General features: G+C 66.4%; 15 protein-coding genes and 1 pseudogene. 6 read left to right on the top strand and 10 right to left on the bottom strand.

All coding sequences use genetic code 11. The features are described from left to right. Positions 1-185: 185 nt before the first annotated feature. The 5 genes from ASF16_RS20300 to ASF16_RS20280 form a co-directional block, all read right to left on the bottom strand. Positions 186-1,577: a homoserine dehydrogenase gene (locus ASF16_RS20300; protein ID WP_056171761.1), complete on the bottom strand. Its 1,392-nt coding sequence runs from the start codon at positions 1,575-1,577 to the stop codon at positions 186-188. Positions 1,578-1,721: 144 nt separating this feature from the next. Beyond that, entirely contained in the window at positions 1,722-1,853 is a 132-nt protein-coding gene (locus ASF16_RS27020; protein ID WP_255354974.1) for a hypothetical protein, read from the bottom strand. Between the two features lie 320 nt (positions 1,854-2,173). Then, complete coding sequence (locus ASF16_RS20290; RefSeq protein ID WP_235507454.1) at positions 2,174-3,022, bottom strand: DUF72 domain-containing protein; 849 nt, start codon at positions 3,020-3,022, stop codon at positions 2,174-2,176. Between the two features lie 137 nt (positions 3,023-3,159). Beyond that, positions 3,160-4,485: an ATP-binding protein gene (locus tag ASF16_RS20285; protein WP_056171528.1), complete on the bottom strand. Its 1,326-nt coding sequence runs from the start codon at positions 4,483-4,485 to the stop codon at positions 3,160-3,162. Continuing rightward, complete coding sequence (locus tag ASF16_RS20280; protein ID WP_056171527.1) at positions 4,482-5,243, bottom strand: response regulator; 762 nt, start codon at positions 5,241-5,243, stop codon at positions 4,482-4,484. Before ASF16_RS20280 ends, ASF16_RS20285 begins: the two co-directional genes overlap by 4 nt. Before the next feature lie 178 nt (positions 5,244-5,421). Between ASF16_RS20280 and ASF16_RS20275 the strand changes: the two genes are divergently transcribed. The 4 genes from ASF16_RS20275 (at position 5,422) to ASF16_RS20260 (ending at position 8,726) form a co-directional block, all read left to right on the top strand. Beyond that, positions 5,422-5,976: a DUF2147 domain-containing protein gene (locus ASF16_RS20275; protein WP_056171525.1), complete on the top strand. Its 555-nt coding sequence runs from the start codon at positions 5,422-5,424 to the stop codon at positions 5,974-5,976. Continuing rightward, complete coding sequence (locus ASF16_RS20270; RefSeq protein ID WP_082517060.1) at positions 5,973-6,713, top strand: cytochrome c biogenesis CcdA family protein; 741 nt, start codon at positions 5,973-5,975, stop codon at positions 6,711-6,713. Before ASF16_RS20275 ends, ASF16_RS20270 begins: the two co-directional genes overlap by 4 nt. 26 nt (positions 6,714-6,739) lie before the next feature. Beyond that, on the top strand, positions 6,740-7,321 hold the full coding sequence (locus tag ASF16_RS20265) for a thioredoxin family protein (protein WP_056171523.1): 582 nt from the start codon (positions 6,740-6,742) through the stop codon (positions 7,319-7,321). An 82-nt stretch (positions 7,322-7,403) separates the two neighbouring features. Then, entirely contained in the window at positions 7,404-8,726 is a 1,323-nt protein-coding gene (locus ASF16_RS20260; protein ID WP_056171522.1) for a serine hydrolase, read from the top strand. Positions 8,727-8,884: 158 nt separating this feature from the next. On the opposite strand, the gene ASF16_RS20255 is transcribed toward ASF16_RS20260, so the two are convergent. Further along, on the bottom strand, positions 8,885-9,322 hold the full coding sequence (locus ASF16_RS20255; RefSeq protein ID WP_056171519.1) for an OsmC family protein: 438 nt from the start codon (positions 9,320-9,322) through the stop codon (positions 8,885-8,887). 131 nt (positions 9,323-9,453) lie between these two features. Then, positions 9,454-9,705, bottom strand: coding sequence for an ATP-binding protein (locus ASF16_RS20250; RefSeq protein ID WP_056171757.1), 252 nt, complete (start codon positions 9,703-9,705; stop codon positions 9,454-9,456). 220 nt (positions 9,706-9,925) lie between these two features. On the opposite strand from ASF16_RS20250, the gene ASF16_RS20245 reads away from it, so the two are divergent. Further along, positions 9,926-10,237, top strand: a complete 312-nt coding sequence (locus tag ASF16_RS20245; protein ID WP_056171755.1) for an acylphosphatase — start codon at positions 9,926-9,928, stop codon at positions 10,235-10,237. Between the two features lie 105 nt (positions 10,238-10,342). On the opposite strand, the gene ASF16_RS20240 is transcribed toward ASF16_RS20245, so the two are convergent. Next, complete coding sequence (locus ASF16_RS20240; protein WP_056171517.1) at positions 10,343-10,759, bottom strand: YkgJ family cysteine cluster protein; 417 nt, start codon at positions 10,757-10,759, stop codon at positions 10,343-10,345. 194 nt (positions 10,760-10,953) lie between these two features. Between ASF16_RS20240 and ASF16_RS20235 the strand changes: the two are divergent. Further along, positions 10,954-11,278: pseudogene (locus ASF16_RS20235) on the top strand (hypothetical protein); the annotation flags it as partial. Between the two features lie 259 nt (positions 11,279-11,537). Here the strand turns inward: ASF16_RS20235 and ASF16_RS20230 are convergent. Together ASF16_RS20230 and ASF16_RS20225 are read right to left on the bottom strand one after the other, a co-directional pair. Continuing rightward, entirely contained in the window at positions 11,538-12,641 is a 1,104-nt protein-coding gene (locus tag ASF16_RS20230; RefSeq protein WP_056171515.1) for a suppressor of fused domain protein, read from the bottom strand. A 67-nt stretch (positions 12,642-12,708) separates the two neighbouring features. Then, positions 12,709-15,747 carry a type I restriction endonuclease subunit R gene (locus ASF16_RS20225; RefSeq protein ID WP_056171514.1) on the bottom strand — a complete coding sequence of 1,013 codons (3,039 nt, stop codon included), beginning with the start codon at positions 15,745-15,747 and terminating at the stop codon, positions 12,709-12,711. Between the last annotated feature and the right edge of the window lie 14 nt (positions 15,748-15,761).

The following is a 15,761-nucleotide window of genomic DNA, read 5'->3' as shown; positions in this document are numbered from 1 at the left end:
GATGGGGCCTGCTGGGGTCTTCAAGCACCGTCAAACCCACCCATACCGTTCGGGCTGGGCTTGCCGAAGCCTTGCGCGGCGCCACGACAGGCTCAGCGTGAACGGTGGGGGGTGGGGGTGGGTGCGGGGTGGTGATGGCAGGGTGCGACGTGCAGCTCGGCACCACCCGCGGCAACCCCTCGGCATCACCCCTCCAGCATCTCCACCCGCAGCGACACCACCGGCCCGGCCACTGCCGGGTGCGCGCCCAGTGCGTGCACGGCCAGGTCCACCGTGGCCTGCGCCACCGCGTCGGTCAGCACCAGCACCTGGGGCGTGCCCCCGGCGGGCACGTGCTGGGCGCATGCCAACTGCACCTGCGCCACGGGCACGTGCTGGGCCGCCAGCCACGCGCCCACGGCCTCGATCTGCTGGGCTTGGTGCACGGGCACGCGCAGGTAGTGGAGCGTGCGCACGGCGGCGCGGGGCAGCACGGGCAGGTCGTCGCTGATGGCGTTGGCATGAAAGCCCAGGTGCGGCACACGCTGCGCCGCGTGGGTGCCGTGAAGCCGCGCCACGTCCACCAGGTCGGCGATCACGGCCGATGCGGTCTGCTCGGACCCTGCGCCTGCGCCGTAGTACATCGTCACGCCCGAGGCGTCGCCCTTGACCATGATGCCGTTCATCGAGCCGTTCACATGCGCCAGCAGGTGCGTGGCGGGCACCAGCGCGAGCTGCACGCGCAGCTCCACGCCGTCGGCGTCCCCATCTTGGCGGCGGCGGGCCACGCCCAGCAGCTTGATGCGAAAACCCAGCTGCTCGGCGCAGGCCACGTCCAGGCCCTGCAGCGCGGTGATGCCCTCCACCTGCGCGTCGGCAAAGCGCAGCGGCATGCCGAACGCGTTGGCCGCCAGCAGCGTGATCTTGTGCGCCGCGTCGATGCCCTCGATGTCGAAGGTCGGGTCGGCTTCGGCATAGCCCAGCGCCTGCGCCTGGGCCAGGGCCTCGGCAAAGCCCACGCCTTCATCGCGCATCTTGCTCAGGATGAAATTGGTGGTGCCGTTGATGATGCCCGCCACCCATTCGATGCGGTTGGCCGTGAGGCCCTCGCGCAGTGCCTTCACGATGGGGATGCTGACGGCCACCGCGCCCTCGTACGCCACGGCCACACCGTGCTGGCGCGCGGCGGCGAAGATCTCGTTGCCGTGTTCGGCCAGCAGCGCCTTGTTGGCCGTGACCACATGCTTGCCCGCGCGGATGGCGGCCAGCACCCAGTCACGCGCCGGGCCCGTGCCGCCCGCGGCCTCCACCAGCACGTCCACGTCGGGGTGCGTGGCGACCTGCATCGGGTCGTTGGTCAGCGCCACGTCCTTGCCCACCACGCTCACGGCGCGGGCCAGGTTGCGCGCTGCGACCACCACCACCTCGATGCCCCGGCCCGCGCGGCCCGCGATCAGCGCCTGGTTGCGCGCCAGCACGCGGAAGGTGCCCGCGCCCACGGTGCCAATGCCGATCATGCCCACGCGCAGGGGGCGCATGGCCGCAGCTGTGGGCTGGAACGACGGGTCTTCTAGGGACTGGACGGGATCGCGGAACATGGGCTTCTCCAAACGACTGCAAAACAATCAATCAAACGAACAAACAAAAAAACCCAGCTGCCAGAGCTGGGTTTCATTCACATTCGTCTTGGGGGAGAAGAGAGCGATCACCAGGTGGCTGCCGAAACGGCCACCTGCGCGTGCTCAGGTGGCCGCGGGGGTAATGGTGGTAATCATTCGTGCAACCACAGCCCGCGCGAAGAACGCGCGCTGCATCATGCCCATGCCTTGGAAGGCAGTGGCGCGTGCGGCGAGGGCGGGGGTGGTGTACGGCATGAAGAGGCGCAGTGTACCTGACGGGCTTGGGAGGACGTCAAGCGCCGGCGCCCTGCGAGTGTTGCGCGCAAGCGCCGGCACGGGGCTGTGGTGTCAATGCACTCGTGCGGATTTGCCATGAAAAATATAGCTGTTAGCGCTTTGCAGGCAAGCGTTAGGGGCCGATTTGGTTTGTAAATGACGTCGTACGCTGTGCCGAAGCCCCCAAGGTTTTACCTGCCCACCCCMCCCCMCCCCACCCCACCCGTTCGGGCTGAGCCTGTCGAAGCCAGGGCCCGCACGCATGCCGCGGACACGCCCCGACGCAAGGCTTCAGACACTCACTCCAACCCCCGCACCCCCAGCTGCGCCATCAGCTCCATCGCCCCTGCCGGGGCCCGCTCTTTCGCGCCGTTGATGAAGTACACGAACACATCGCGCGGCCGCTCGCCACCCGTCCACGCGCGCACGCCATCCGCCCACTGCGCAATCGCCTCGGGCGTGTAGCCGGTAGGCACATCGGCCTGGCTGCGCATCAGCCGCAGGTAGGCAAAGTCTGCCTCGGCATCGGCGATGGCCGGGAATTTGTCGGAGTCGGTGTGCACCGGCACACAGCCGTAGCGGCGGGCCAGCGTGATGAAATCTGGTGTGGCAAAACTCTCGTGCCGCACGTCGAGCACATGGCGCAGGCGGTGGCCATCGACCTGCTGGGGCAGCAGCGCAAGGAAGGCCTCGAAGTCGCCGGGCTCGAAAACCTTGCCGGGCATGAACTGCCACACGATGGGCCCGAGCTTGTCCTTGAGTTCGGAGATGCCGCTCTCGACAAACCGCGTGATCGAATCGCCCGCCTCCGCCAGCACGCGGCGGTTGGTTGCAAAGCGGTTGGCCTTGAGCGAGAACATGAAGCCCTCGGGCGTCTCGCCATGCCACTTGGCGAACGTCGGCGGCTTGAAGGTGCTGTAGTAGGTGCCGTTGACCTCGATGGCGGTGAGCTGGCGGCTGGCGTACTGCAGCTCTTTGCTGTGCGCGAGGCCCCCGGGGTAGAAGTTGTCGCGCCAGGGCTCGAAGGTCCAGCCGCCGATGCCGATGCGGATTTGAGGGCTGCTGCTGTTGCTGCTATTGCCACTGCCACTGCCACTGCTTGCGTTGGTAGTGGTGCTGCTGGTGCTGCTAATGCTGGTGCTGTCCACGGCGTTTCCCCTGCTGAGTCCACGGAACAGGCACTGTAGCAGCGGCCTGGGTCTTGGCGTGAGCGTGGGGCGGGTGCGCGCGGTGGCGGCGGCGCGCCTGCACACGCGCTTCGAACTTTTGGGGAAGTTGCCGCGCGCTACGGCTGCTGCCCGGGCAGCTCGACCCGCGCCTCCAGCCCCGGCCCCTCGGCGCGCGGCCCGAGCACCAGGCGGCCGCCCAGCGCCTTGGCGAGCTCGTTCGCAATCGCCAGGCCCAGCCCCGTACCGCCCGTGCCGCGGTTGCGCGAATCCTCCAGCCGCACGTAGGGCTGCAGCACGGCGGCCAGGTCGGCCTGCGCAATGCCGGGGCCGCGGTCCAGCACGCGCAGCAGCCACGGGCCTTGCGCTTGTGCCTCTGCCTGCGCCTCCAGGCTCAGTTCGGCTGCGCCTGCAAACTTGATCGCGTTGTCCACCAGGTTGCACACCAGCCGGCGCAGCGCCCGCGGTCGCGTGTCGCAGGTGCCCGGGTCGGCGTGCAGCAGCGTCACCGGCAGGCCCGCATCGGCGTAGTCGAACGCAATGCTCTGCAGCAGCGCGCGCAGGTCCACGCGCTGCAGCGGCTCCTGCACGGCCTGGGACGAGCGCGCGTAGGCAATGCCCTCTTCCACCAGCGACTGCATCTCGGCCAGGTCCGCGTGCAGCTTGCCCTGCAGCGCGGTGTCGTCTAGCAGGTCGGCGCGCAGGCGCAGGCGGGTGATGGGCGTCTGCAGGTCGTGCGAGACAGCGGCGAGGATGCGCATGCGCTCCTCCAGGTGCGCCTGGATGCGCTGCTGCATGCGGTTGAAGGCCTGGGCGGCGCGCTGCACCTCGCGCGGGCCGTCTTCGGCCAGGGGCACGGCGGGGCGGTCGGCACCCAGCGCATCGGCCGCGTCGGCCAGCGTGCGCAGGGGCCGCGTGGCCGCGCGCACGGCCCAGGCGCACAGGCCCACCAGCAGCGCCAGCTGCAGCGCCAGCGCGCCCAGCACCCAGGGCGAGACCTGCAGCCGGGGCTCTGCCATGTCCACGGCCAGTGGGGTGCCGTCGGCCAGCTGCAGCTGCAGGCGCAGCTCGGTGCCGGGCATGCGCGGGTCGATCACGCGCACCGAGCGGCCGGGTGGCAGCGTGGCACCCACGGCGCCGGCAATCAGGCGGGCCATGGCGGACGGGTCCTCGGACGCGTCGAGCGGCGCGGTCAGCGTGAAGCGGTAGTTGCGGCGTGCCAGCCGATCCACCCATTGCGCGCGCTCTGCGGCGGGCAGGCGGTCCAGCATGGCCAGGGAGCTGGCCACGTCGCTCGCCATGTACGACACCATGGCGCGGCGCATGGTCATGCTGCGCTCGGTGATGGCCAGCACGAAGGTCAGCGCATGCGCCAGCGCCAGGCCCAGCGCCAGCACCAGCAGGATGCGCCCGAACAGCGAGCGGGGCCACCAGCGCAGCGTCATGCGGCGGCCTCTTTGGGTATTGCCGTGGGCAACACGTCGGCGCAGAACACGTAGCCCTCGTTGCGCACGGTCTTGATGTAGCGAGAGCCCCGGGCACCGTCCCCCAGCCGCTGGCGCACGCGGCTGACCAAAAGGTCGATGGACCGGTCGAAGACATCGGCATCGCGCCCCTGCGTGAGCTGCAGCAACTGGTCGCGCGTGAGGATGCGCTGCGGGTGGTCCAGCAGCACGCGCAGCAGCCGGTATTCGGCGCCCGACAGCGCCACCACCGCGCCCGTGGCATCGAGCAGGTGGCGCGCCGTGGTATCGAGCCGCCAGTCGCCAAACGCGAGGTGGCGCGCGGGCTCGGCCACCGCCAGGTTGGGCGGCAGCATGCGCGTGCGCCGCAGCACCGCGTGGATGCGCGCCAGCAGCTCGCGCGCGGCAAAGGGCTTGGTCAGGTAGTCGTCCGCACCCAGCTCCAGGCCCAGGATGCGGTCGGCTTCGTCGCTGCGTGCGGTGAGCATGATGATGGGCAGCGCTGGCGCGCCGGGGCTGCGCAGCTCGCGGCACAGCGTGATGCCGTCGGTACCCGGCAGCATCAGGTCCAGCACCAGCAGGTCGATGCGCTGCGTGGCCAGCACCTCGCGCATCTGCCGGCCGTCGGCCGCCACGCTGACCTGCAGGCCCTGGCGCTGCAGGTACTCGGCCGCCAGCTCGCGGATGCCCGCGTCGTCATCGACGATCAGGATGTGGTCGGGCGGGGGCGTGGTCGTCATGGGCGTTGATTGTCCAGACTTTGGCGCCGCGTGGTGATGCCCCAGCAGGCCCGCATGTATCTGAACTTGTCTGGCGCCGCTGCCGACAAGCGCGCATACCAAAAGGCCCGCGCACGACAAACCGCCGATACGTGCGCTGGCTTCAATGCAGTCTTCCTGAACTTCACGAGGACTTGCCATGAAACCCACTATCGCCATGGGTACCGCTGCTGCGCTGGCCATGGGTCTGGCGCAGGCTGCCAGCGCGCAAGAGGCCGCCGCGCAGCCCGCCACTGCCGGGCAGTCGGCATCGGCACCAGCCCCCCACCCCCAGGCCCCGCTGGGCCGCTGGATCACCGAAAGCGGCAACCTGGAAGTGGACGTCGCTCCGTGCGCCGCCGACGCAAAAAACACTGCTACTTCCATCAGCGCAAAACCCGGTGGCAGCCCCACCCTGTGCGGCAACGTCGTGCGCGTGCTGGCCCACCGGTCGATGAGCGCCCCCGGCACCGACATGGCCGCCGCCGATGCCCGCCCTGCGCTGGGCATGACGCTGCTGTCTGGCCTGCGCGACACCGGCAGCGGTGACTACCAAGGCGAGATCTACCACCGCGAAAACGCCAAGACCTACCGCGCCACCCTCACCCCCGCCGAGCCCGACCAGCTGCTGGTGCGCGCCTATGTCGGCATCCCGCTGTTCGGCAAGACGCAGGTGTGGCGCCGCCCGGCCGCAGAGCACGGGGGTGCGCCATGACCATGGCCGCCACCGCCGTTGCCACATCGCCCTGGCTGGCCGTGGCCGCCGGCATGCTGACCGTGGGCGCGCCCTGCGTACTGCCCATGCTGCCGGTGGTGCTGGGCGCATCGGTGGCGGGCGGCCCCGCGCAGCGCACGCGCCCGCTGTTCATCGCGCTGGGCTTTGCGTTGTCGTTCGCGGCCGTGGCACTGCTGTTCAGCAGCTTTACGCAGGTGCTGGGCGTATCGCCCGAGGGTTTGCGCCGCTTCGCCGCCGTGATGCTGCTGGTGTTCGGCGTGCTCACGGTGTGGCCCCGGCCCTTCCAGTGGCTCAGCCAATACGCGGGGGGCGTGCTTCACCGCATGGGCAGCGTGGGCAGTGTGGGGATGGGGTCATCGGGCGGCAACTGGGGCGGACTGCTGCTGGGGCTGAGCCTGGGCGCGGTGTGGACGCCCTGCGCCGGGCCGGTGCTCGCGTCCATCCTCACCCTGATCGCCACCGAGCCGCCCGGTGTGGGCACCGCCGTGCTGCTGCTGGCGTATTCCACCGGCGCCGCGCTGCCCATGCTGGCCATCGCCTACGGCGGCCAGGCGGCGGCCAACCAAGTGCGCCGCCTGTCGCGCCACGCGTACTGCGTGCAGCAGGTCGTCGGCGTGGTGGTCATCGCCGTCGCGCTGGCCATGTTGCTGGAGATCGATGGCCAGGTCACGGCGTGGCTGTCGCAGTTCTACCCATCGTTTTCTGGCGGGCTGTGAGCGGCCCGCAGCAAGGAGTTTTCACCATGACATCGCACCCTTCTTCACCCTTTGCGCTGCAGCGCCGCGCCTTCCTCGCGTCTGCCGCTGGCGTGGCCGCAGCCGTGGCGGCACCCGCCACTACCCACGCGGCAGGCTCCGCCATGCAGGCCGCCACGCTGCCCGACCTGGGCCCCGCGCCCGAGTCCACCGGCATCGAGCGCTGGCTCAACTCCGATCCCGTCACCCTGGCCCAGCTGCGCGGCCGCGTGGTGCTGGTGGATTTCTGGACGTATGCCTGCATCAACTGCATACGCACCCTGCCCCACGTGAACCGCTGGGCCGAGATGTACGCGCCCCAGGGCCTCACCGTGGTGGGCGTGCACACGCCGGAGTTTCCGTTCGAGCGCACCACCAGCAACGTCGAGGTCGCCATGCGCCGCCACGGCGTGAAGCACCCCGTGGCGCAAGACAACCGCTACGGCACCTGGAAGGCCTACAGCAACCAGTACTGGCCCGCCGCCTACCTCATCGATGCGCAGGGCCGCATTCGCTACAAGCACTTTGGCGAAGGCGAGTACGACCGCACCGAGGCAGCGATCCGCGCGCTGCTGGCGGCGCGGGGCTAAGGCCTGCAAACCAGCAGCTCACCCTTTCTTGTCACCTCGTTGCTCTGCCCCATCCCACCCACCTTTGCAGGACTTTTGCACCATGCCCTACCCCCGCCTTCACTTCGCCCTGGTCACGCTGGCTGCCACCGCAGCCGCTGTCTGCATGGCCTCTGCCGGCCACGCCCAGGCGCCCCAGTTGCCGCCGCCCGATGTCACCCAGCCTGCCGCGCTGCGGCTGATGCAGGGCTTTCCGCCGCCGCCCGACAAGGTCGTGCGCCTGGCCAACATCCTGCAGTACCCCAACGTGCGCTGGGCCGCGCACCACCTGCGCGAGCTGGGGCCGACGGCGACTGTGTGGCGCGGTGCAGGCACGCCCAGCGCACTGCCCGCGGCAAACCGCCCGCTGAACGACACACTGCCCCTGCCCGACGGCCAGGGCGGCACCACCACGCTGGCCGACTGGCAAAAGGCCACCTACACCGACGGCCTGCTGGTGCTGCACCGCGGCCAGGTGGTGTACGAGCGCCACCACACCGGCATGCAGCCCCACCAGCCGCACGTGCTGTGGTCCATGAGCAAATCGCTCACCGGCCTGCTGGTGACCGAGCTCATCCACGAAGGCGTGATCGACCCCACAGCGCTGATCCCCCGCTACCTGCCCGAGCTGGCCACCAGCGCCTGGGCCGACGCCACCGTGCAGCAGACGCTGGACATGACCACCGCCGTGCAGTACGCCGAGAACTTTGCCGACCCCGCGTCCGGCGTCTTTCAGTATCTGGCCGCTGCAGGCCTGCAGCCCGCGCCGCCCGGCAGCAGCGCGCCCAAAAGCATGGCCGAGTTCTTGCCCACGCTGAAGAAGGACGGCGAGCACGGGGCCGCGTTCGCCTACAAGTCGGTGGACACGGAAGTGCTGGGCTGGCTGCTGCAGCGCGTGACGGGCCAGAGCTACGCCACGCTGCTGTCCGAGCGCATCTGGTCGCGCCTGGGCGCGCAGGAAGATGGGTATGTGTTTGCCGACCCCAACGGCGGCCAGTCCACCAGCGTGGGCGTGAACGCCACGCTGCGCGACCTGGGCCGCCTGGCAGAAATGCTGCGCGCCAACGGCCGCTACAACGGCCAGCAGATCATCGCGCCGGCCACCATCGCAGAGCTGCGCAAGGGTGCGGAGCCGGCCCGCTTCAGCAAGGCGCCCGGCACAGCCATGCGCGCGGGCTACTCGTACCACAACCAGTGGTGGGTGCCGCACGATGCGGACGGCACGCTGGAAGCCAAAGGCCTGATGGGCCAGCACATCCACATCAACCCGGCGGCGGAGCTGGTGGTGGTGAAGCTGTCCACCCACCCGGTACCCAACACCGCCTTCACGCATGCGGTGGACCGGCAGGCGTTTGCCGCGCTGGCCGCAGCGGTGCGGGCGCGGTGACGAAGACGATCGGGAGTGCTGCGTAGACGGCAAAACGCAGCGACAGGCGTGTGCACCTGCGCTGCGTTGTGGTCCGATCACCGCGTGGGCGTCGGATGCATGTCGCGGGCCGGGGCTGGTGTGCAGACCGCGCTGCACGCTCCCCCCGCCCGGCGCAGTTATTCCACCAGCTTGGCGGTCAGCGTGATCTCTGGCACCGAAGCCAGGGCCTTGGACAGCGGGCAGTTGGCCTTGGCATCGGCTGCCAGCTTTTGAAACGCCGCATCGTCCAGGCCCGGCACCTTGGCCGTCAGCGTGAGCGCAATGCGGTCGATGACGAAGCCGTCGCCATCCTTGGACAGGCGCACGCTGGCCGTGGTGTCCACGGTTTCGGTGGCAATGCCTGCCTTGTCGGCAGCGAATGAAAACGCCATGGTGAAACAGGCCGCATGCGCCGCGCCCACGATCTCTTCGGGGTTGGTGCCCTTGCGGTCGTCGCCGAAGCGGCTGGCAAAGCCGTAGGGGTACTTGTTCAGCGCGCCGGTTTCGGTGCTGATCTGGCCTTGGCCGGCCTTGCCGGCGCCCTCCCAGTGAACGCTGGCTTTCTTTTCAGACATGGCGTGGCTCCTTGTGCATGGTGCATGCAGTGGTGGTGGGTGAACGGCCGGGCCAAAACCCGGGGCCCTGAATCACACCACAGGCACAGTGCCCCGGCTGTGGGACAAAACCGCTTCGTCCTCTGCCCCTGTCAACCGTTGTGCACGCCAGGCGCAGCACCCGTGCGCACCATGCGGATCGCATCGAACGGGCAGCGCACGGCGCACAGCGCGCACCCGGTGCAGCCCGCCGCATCGTGCAGCGCAGACCGCTTGGGCCCCCAGCTGGCATCGCCCTGCACCTGCAGCGACAGCACATGCGGCGCACACACCGCCACGCACCAGCCGCAGCCCGTGCAGCGGTCGGTGTCGATGGCGGGCAGGGCTTTGCGGGGTGGGGTCATGCGGTGGGGCATTCAGGGCGTGGTTGGGGGCCTGGGCCTGTGTACAAGGCGCGTAGGGTGTGCAGGGTGTGCAGGGTGTGCAGGGTGTGCAGGTTGTGCAGAGGCGGGGCAGAGTCCACGGCTGCGCCACAGCTTACCGCGCTGCACCGCCCGGGTCGAGCACCGACACGCCAGGCCTGTCTGTGGCCTACCGCGCCCGGCTGGCGGTACAGTGCCGCCCATGCAACCCCACAGCGACCATCCTCACGCCGACGTCACCCAGCACCTCTTCATCCGCGGCCACGTGCAGGGCGTGGGCTACCGCTGGTCCCTGGTGCAGGCTGCCCAGCAACGCGGCCTGCAAGGCTGGGTGCGCAACCGCCGCGACGGCAGCGTCGAAGCCCTGGCCACCGGCCCTGCAGACGCTGTGCAGTCCCTCATCGAGTGGGCCCACCACGGGCCGCCGCAGGCGCGGGTGGATGCGGTGGAGGCGCGCAGCGTGCCTGCCCCTTCGGAGCCTGTGTCAGGGTTTGTGCAGCGCGATACCGTGTAGCCAGCGGGGCTGTGGCGTAGGCATGCCTGCAAGCCTTGTCGCAACATCGGCCCACCTGCTGCCTGTGCGGGCCAACAGCCCGCATGCAGGCCAGGCCCAGCGCTCTCACCAGCCCTTGCGCTTCAAGTCCCGCGCCCCGTAGGCGCAGTACCCCGGCTTGGGGCTCTTCGTCTGCGGGTGCAGGCGGCACGTCTCGGGCCGCTTGTCGTATACCGTGCACCGCCGTGTGGCCGGGTCCAGAAAATTGCAGTCCCCACTGGCCCGCCGCGCCATCGTGAACACCGCGTTCTTGTGGTTGAAGTGGTCGATCAGCCGCGCCTTCTGAAGCCGCTTGGCAATGTGCCGCAGCTCTTCATGCTCGGCCTCGAAAGGGTCCACCAGCTCCAGCCGCACCAGGTCTGGCAGTTGCACCTCCAGCGGCATCGTGCAGCAGTTGGCCGCACAGGTATCGCACAGGCCCGCGCGGTAGCGGGTCCAGGTGTCCAGACGGTCAACGTCGACGATGGCAATGGGGGAACGCATGGGGCTGCAATTGTGCCTGGGCGGCTGGCCCCACGCAGCCATCGCGGTCACCCGCCCGCGCTGGGTGCAGCGACTATCCGCGCCACGGTCTCCAAACCTGTCGCCGCCTGTGGCGCTTGGCCTACGCCAGCGTGGCGCATTGCTGTGGAACATGGAGTTCTGGACGTATGCACATCTACCAACAGGAGACCACCATGACCCATCCCCAAGACCCCACCCGCGACATGAACCTGGACCCCATCACCAAAGAACCCGGCGCCCATCCCATCGGCACGGGCATCGGTGCCGCAGGCGGCGCCGTCACGGGCGCAGCCGCTGGCTCCATCGGCGGCCCCATCGGCGCGGCAGTGGGTGCCGTGGTCGGTGCCGTCGTGGGCGGCCTGGCCGGCAAGGGCGCGGCCGAAGCCGTCAACCCCACGGATGAAGACGCCTACTGGCGCGACGCGTATGGCCGGGAGCCGTACTACTCGGATGCCTTTACCTACGACGACTACGCCCCTGCGTACCGCCATGGATATCAGAGCGTGATCGACGGACGCCACCGCGACTGGAACGACGCCCGCGACCATCTGCAGACGCGCTGGGACACTGAACGCGAGAGCAGCCGTTTGAACTGGAAGGATGCGGAGCCTGCAGCCAAGGCGGCTTGGGAACGGGCGGATCGGATTTGGAAGCAGACGAAGCAAGAATAAGAGAGCGGCACACGCTTGCGGTTAGCGGGATGTGTGGTGCCTCAGCAGCGGCCACACCGCTGCCCGCATTACAAGCCGGCATTTAATCAGCCGATGACATCGACCACCTTGCCGGCCGAATCCTTGATCGTCGTTTTTTCCACCACCCACTCCACCTGCGGCAGCAGCGGCATTACATAGCTGCCCTGATGCGGCCGCAGCGTCTGCGCCAGTTGCTGCACGGTGGCATCGGTCAGGCGCATTACCACGACATGGTCGCCCTCGCCCTGCCACTCCACCGCATTGTTGCCGTAGGCGCCAGCAGGCTCCAGCACCAACTGCCACTCATGCCCCGCCACGCGCAGCGGGCGGCCAAACGGCAGGCGCAGCGGCAGCAGGGTCACCAACTCGTCTACCTGGCGAGCGCCCACCGTGACCTGCGTGATCGGCTTGCGCAGCAGCCGCTTCACTTGCTTGAGGCCCAGCACATCGGTGAAAAGGACCCCGCTGGCAGACCCATCGCGCCTCAAGCCCTCGGCCACCTGCTGCTTCACCGCCGGGTGGGCCAGTAACGACGCGCGGCCCAGGTCGGTCACCCACAGCGGCATGTGCGGCAGCAGCACCTCCAGCAGATTGCGCGTGCGCCACTGCTTGGCTGCGCGCTCCTCCTCCACCGTCAGGCCCACCACCTGCAAGAACTCCACAGAGCCATTGGGCGTGGCCAGCGGCTCGGCCAGCTCCGGGTCAGTCACAAAACCCATTGAGCAGATCTGCGTGGTCCGCCCCAGCGCAATCGGGCCGTTGGCGGTCATCCAGTGCCCATCGCGAAACACATTGCCGCTCTGGAACACATAGCGCGCCAAATTCTGCAAAAAGTTCAGCGCCCATGTTGGCGGCTCGGCATTGGCATCGGACAACTCGCTGGGCTCCATGGCCAGCCGAAAGGTCAGCTCGAAGCCATAGCCGCTCACTTCCGGGTCATCGGACTCCTTGGCATACAGCTCGCTGAACCCATAGGTCACAAAGTGCCAGTGCGGCACCGGGTCCGTGCGCCGCCATGCACTGATGCCGTCCAGCGAGTCCGGCCCGCCCAGCATGTGCGAGATCAGCGTGCCAAAGTGCTTGGGCTCCTGGCCGGGGTAAAGCTGGGCCAGGCGGGCGGAGATGGAGTCCCAGCCGGGGGAGGGGGCGTCGTCAGCATCGGTGTTCATAGAACTAATGTCTTGGATGGCAGGGTCGCGCTGCTTCTCAGTCCAGCACATCGAAAATTGATGCGATTTACTTTGTCTCTGAACTTGCTTTTACTTGTTGGTATACCGTCCGCATCAGGTGGCCAGCTGCAACATTCCTGAACGCTTCATCATTCATCAACCTAACAAAGATCTCTTCATTGCCATCCATCCGTTCCACCAGTAGGTTTTCAAGCTGCTTATTGAATACGGGTTCGAAGTTCTCAATGCTGTTCGCCATGACGGCTTGCCGCAATTGATCATTGGCGACCGCAGTTTCTCGGACTTGATCGAAAAAGAGCTGGTCTGCGGGTGCAAATTCAGTTCCGAATCGCTCATTGAGCTTCCCCACCAAAGTTGACAGCTGAACATCCTCGTCAGCTTGACCTGTACCCACGTTGACCGGGCCATACAGAGTTTCAGGTTCGCCGACCATAAGGTTTATGGCTCCCTCACTAATTTTTTGTAGCCGGTAGTACTTAAGTTCAACTTCATCATCGACCTGTACTGTCCGCTTGTCCGTGGTGCGCGGCATCTTGGTAAGCAGGAAACGAGCGTAGGTGTACAGCTTCTCGTGATCGGAGTCTTGATAAGGCACGATCTGGGAAACAAAGCCATACAGATTGCGGAAGCTAACCAGCTGCCCCTTGAACAGGTTCTGGTCTTCCTCCCCGAACTTCTTGAATCGCTCAATCGCCAGATCAAGCAGGCCATTCAATTTCTTGTGCTCGCCGCCAGTGGGGTTCAGCCGATTGCGGAACCAGATTTCGCACCAAGCACTGACCTCGGCTTCGGTATAGATTTTCCAATTGGCGAGTGTGTGCGCCAGCGTGTTGAGTTGTTGTGGGTCGGTATCGTCGCCCTTGTCTGTCGCTTCGTAATAGGGCTTGAAGGCGGTGTAGATGTCCGCAGGCTCGTTGACAAAATCGAGTACAAAGGTGTCGGTCTTGCCTCGTGTCGTTCGATTCAGGCGCGAGAGTGTCTGTACTGCCTGGATGCCAGACAAGCGCTTGTCGACGTACATGCTGTGCAACAGCGGCTGGTCAAAACCCGTCTGGTACTTCTCAGCCACCAGCAAGATTTGGTATTCCTCGGTATTGAACTTCTCCGGCAGCTCGGATTCCTTGATGCCGTTGTTCATGCTCACTTCGGTGAACTTCTTGTCGGCGAATTCTTTGAGCGTGATTTCACCGGAGAAGGCCACCAGCGATTTAACGTCGGTGTAGCCCTTGTCCTTGATGTACTTGTCGAACCCCAGCTTGTAACGCACGGCGTGCTCACGCGAGCCGGTTACCACCATCGCTTTGGCCCGGCCGCCAATCTTGTGACGGGTATGGGTGCGGAAGTGCTCTACGATCACTTCGACCTTTTGCGCGATCTCGTAGTCGTGAAACTCGACGAAGCGAGCCAGTGCGCGGGCGGCCTTGCGGCGTGGCACTTCCGGGTCTGCCTCCACCTTCTGGATCAACTTGTAGTAGCGCTTGTAGCAGGTGTAGTACGCCAACACGTCGTGAATGAAGCCTTCCTCGATGGCCTGACGCATGCTGTAGTGGTGGAACGGCGCTTTGCCGTTTAAGCCGGGTTCATTGAAAACAGCCAGTGTCTTGAACTTGGGCGTAGCGGTGAAGGCAAAGAAACTCAGGTTGGGCTGCTTGGCGCGTTTGAGTTGTTCGCGCAGCAGCTCCTTCTTTGCCTCTTCGCTCAAGGCATCGTCGTCCATGTCCAGCAATTGCTCGGCAATGGCGGATTCAATGCCGTCCTTGTTCAGGATCTTGCGCAGCTCCATTGCAGTTTCACCACTTTGCGAGCTGTGCGCCTCGTCCACGATAACCGCGAAGCGCTTGCCTGCTGTCGAGATGGCCACCCCTTTTCCGTTGGCCTCCATCGTGCGAATGGCTTGGGTGATGAAAGGGAACTTCTGGATGGTGGAAATGATGATCGGCACGCCATCGGCCAGCGCCTTGGCCAACTGCTGCGTGTTTTCGTCGATCTTCTGCACCACGCCCAGCTTGTGCTCGAACTGGAAGATCGTGTCTTGCAACTGTTGATCCAGCACGCGCCGGTCGGTGATCACCACCACCGAATGAAAGATCTTCTCGTTGTGACCATCGTGCAGGCTGGAGAGCCGGTGCGCCAGCCACGCAATCGAATTCGATTTGCCTGAGCCAGCGGAATGCTGGATCAGGTAGTTGTGACCCGAGCCATGCGCCTGTGCGTGGTCGGTCAGAGCCCGCACCGCATCCAGCTGGTGGTAGCGCGGAAAGATCATCGACTCTTTGCGATGGCGCTTGATGCCCTTTTCGGTGACGACGGTCTTTTCCTCAACATCCAGATGGATGAATCGAGCCAAGATGTCCATCAGGCTGTCACGCGTCAACGCCTTGTGCCACAGGTAGGTGGTGCGCACATCGCCCGCTGCCGGTGGGTTGCCAGCGCCGTGGTCATTCCCCAGGTTAAAGGGCAGGAAGAACGTGTCCTGGCCTTCCAGCTTTGTGGTCATGAAAACCAGCTCGGTATCCACAGCGAAATGCACCAGGCACCGCTGCTTGAAGGCAAACAACAATTCCTTGGGGTCACGCTCAAAGCGATATTGGTACTTGGCGTTCTCCACATTCCATCGCGTGGCCGACATCGGGTTCTTCAGCTCCAGCGTGGCCACCGGCAAGCCATTCACCGTCAACACCACGTCAGGGATGGCCCCGCTCCTGGTGTTGACCTGCCGTACGACGGTCAAGCGGTTGTCGTCGTAACGCTCGGTACTCGCGGGGTCTAGCCCGGTGTTGGGCGCAAAGTAGGCCAGCCGCACCGTCTTGCCCACGCACTTGAAACCCTCGCGCAAGATCGCCAGGGCGCCTTTGGCAGCAAGCTCTTTCACTAGGCTGTCCATCAGCATCGCGGGCGCTTTGGCGGCGTCCAGCTGGGTCAGGCGCGTCCAGATCTTGGGTTGCGTTTTCTGCACAAAGGCAACGACATCTGCCGGAAACAGCGCCGCTTCCGGGTCGTAGGTGTTTGGGTCACCTTTTTCGTAACCGCCGCTGCTGATCAGTGCGTGCTCGATGTCGTTTTCAAAGTCGATTTCTTTGTGCATCTTCCTCCCCTTTC

The organism is Acidovorax sp. Leaf78 (genome assembly GCF_001422735.1).
Taxonomy (GTDB): domain Bacteria; phylum Pseudomonadota; class Gammaproteobacteria; order Burkholderiales; family Burkholderiaceae_C; genus Acidovorax.
Note: the sequence above shows the minus strand (reverse complement) of the source record. Positions and strands in the feature narration are given on the sequence as shown.

Bases quoted from the DNA above. Each gene is read 5' to 3' on its own strand.
- ASF16_RS20275 (WP_056171525.1), top strand. From the start codon at position 5,422: ATGAAACCCACTATCGCCATGGGTACCGCTGCTGCGCTGGCCATGGGT.
- ASF16_RS20280 (WP_056171527.1), bottom strand. From the start codon at position 5,243: ATGACGACCACGCCCCCGCCCGACCACATCCTGATCGTCGATGACGAC.
- ASF16_RS27020 (WP_255354974.1), bottom strand. From the start codon at position 1,853: ATGCCGTACACCACCCCCGCCCTCGCCGCACGCGCCACTGCCTTCCAA.
- ASF16_RS20255 (WP_056171519.1), bottom strand. From the start codon at position 9,322: ATGTCTGAAAAGAAAGCCAGCGTTCACTGGGAGGGCGCCGGCAAGGCC.
- ASF16_RS20285 (WP_056171528.1), bottom strand. From the start codon at position 4,485: ATGACGCTGCGCTGGTGGCCCCGCTCGCTGTTCGGGCGCATCCTGCTG.
- ASF16_RS20245 (WP_056171755.1), top strand. From the start codon at position 9,926: ATGCAACCCCACAGCGACCATCCTCACGCCGACGTCACCCAGCACCTC.
- ASF16_RS20300 (WP_056171761.1), bottom strand. From the start codon at position 1,577: ATGTTCCGCGATCCCGTCCAGTCCCTAGAAGACCCGTCGTTCCAGCCC.
- ASF16_RS20265 (WP_056171523.1), top strand. From the start codon at position 6,740: ATGACATCGCACCCTTCTTCACCCTTTGCGCTGCAGCGCCGCGCCTTC.
- ASF16_RS20270 (WP_082517060.1), top strand. From the start codon at position 5,973: ATGACCATGGCCGCCACCGCCGTTGCCACATCGCCCTGGCTGGCCGTG.
- ASF16_RS20260 (WP_056171522.1), top strand. From the start codon at position 7,404: ATGCCCTACCCCCGCCTTCACTTCGCCCTGGTCACGCTGGCTGCCACC.
- ASF16_RS20240 (WP_056171517.1), bottom strand. From the start codon at position 10,759: ATGCGTTCCCCCATTGCCATCGTCGACGTTGACCGTCTGGACACCTGG.
- ASF16_RS20230 (WP_056171515.1), bottom strand. From the start codon at position 12,641: ATGAACACCGATGCTGACGACGCCCCCTCCCCCGGCTGGGACTCCATC.
- ASF16_RS20225 (WP_056171514.1), bottom strand. From the start codon at position 15,747: ATGCACAAAGAAATCGACTTTGAAAACGACATCGAGCACGCACTGATC.
- ASF16_RS20250 (WP_056171757.1), bottom strand. From the start codon at position 9,705: ATGACCCCACCCCGCAAAGCCCTGCCCGCCATCGACACCGACCGCTGC.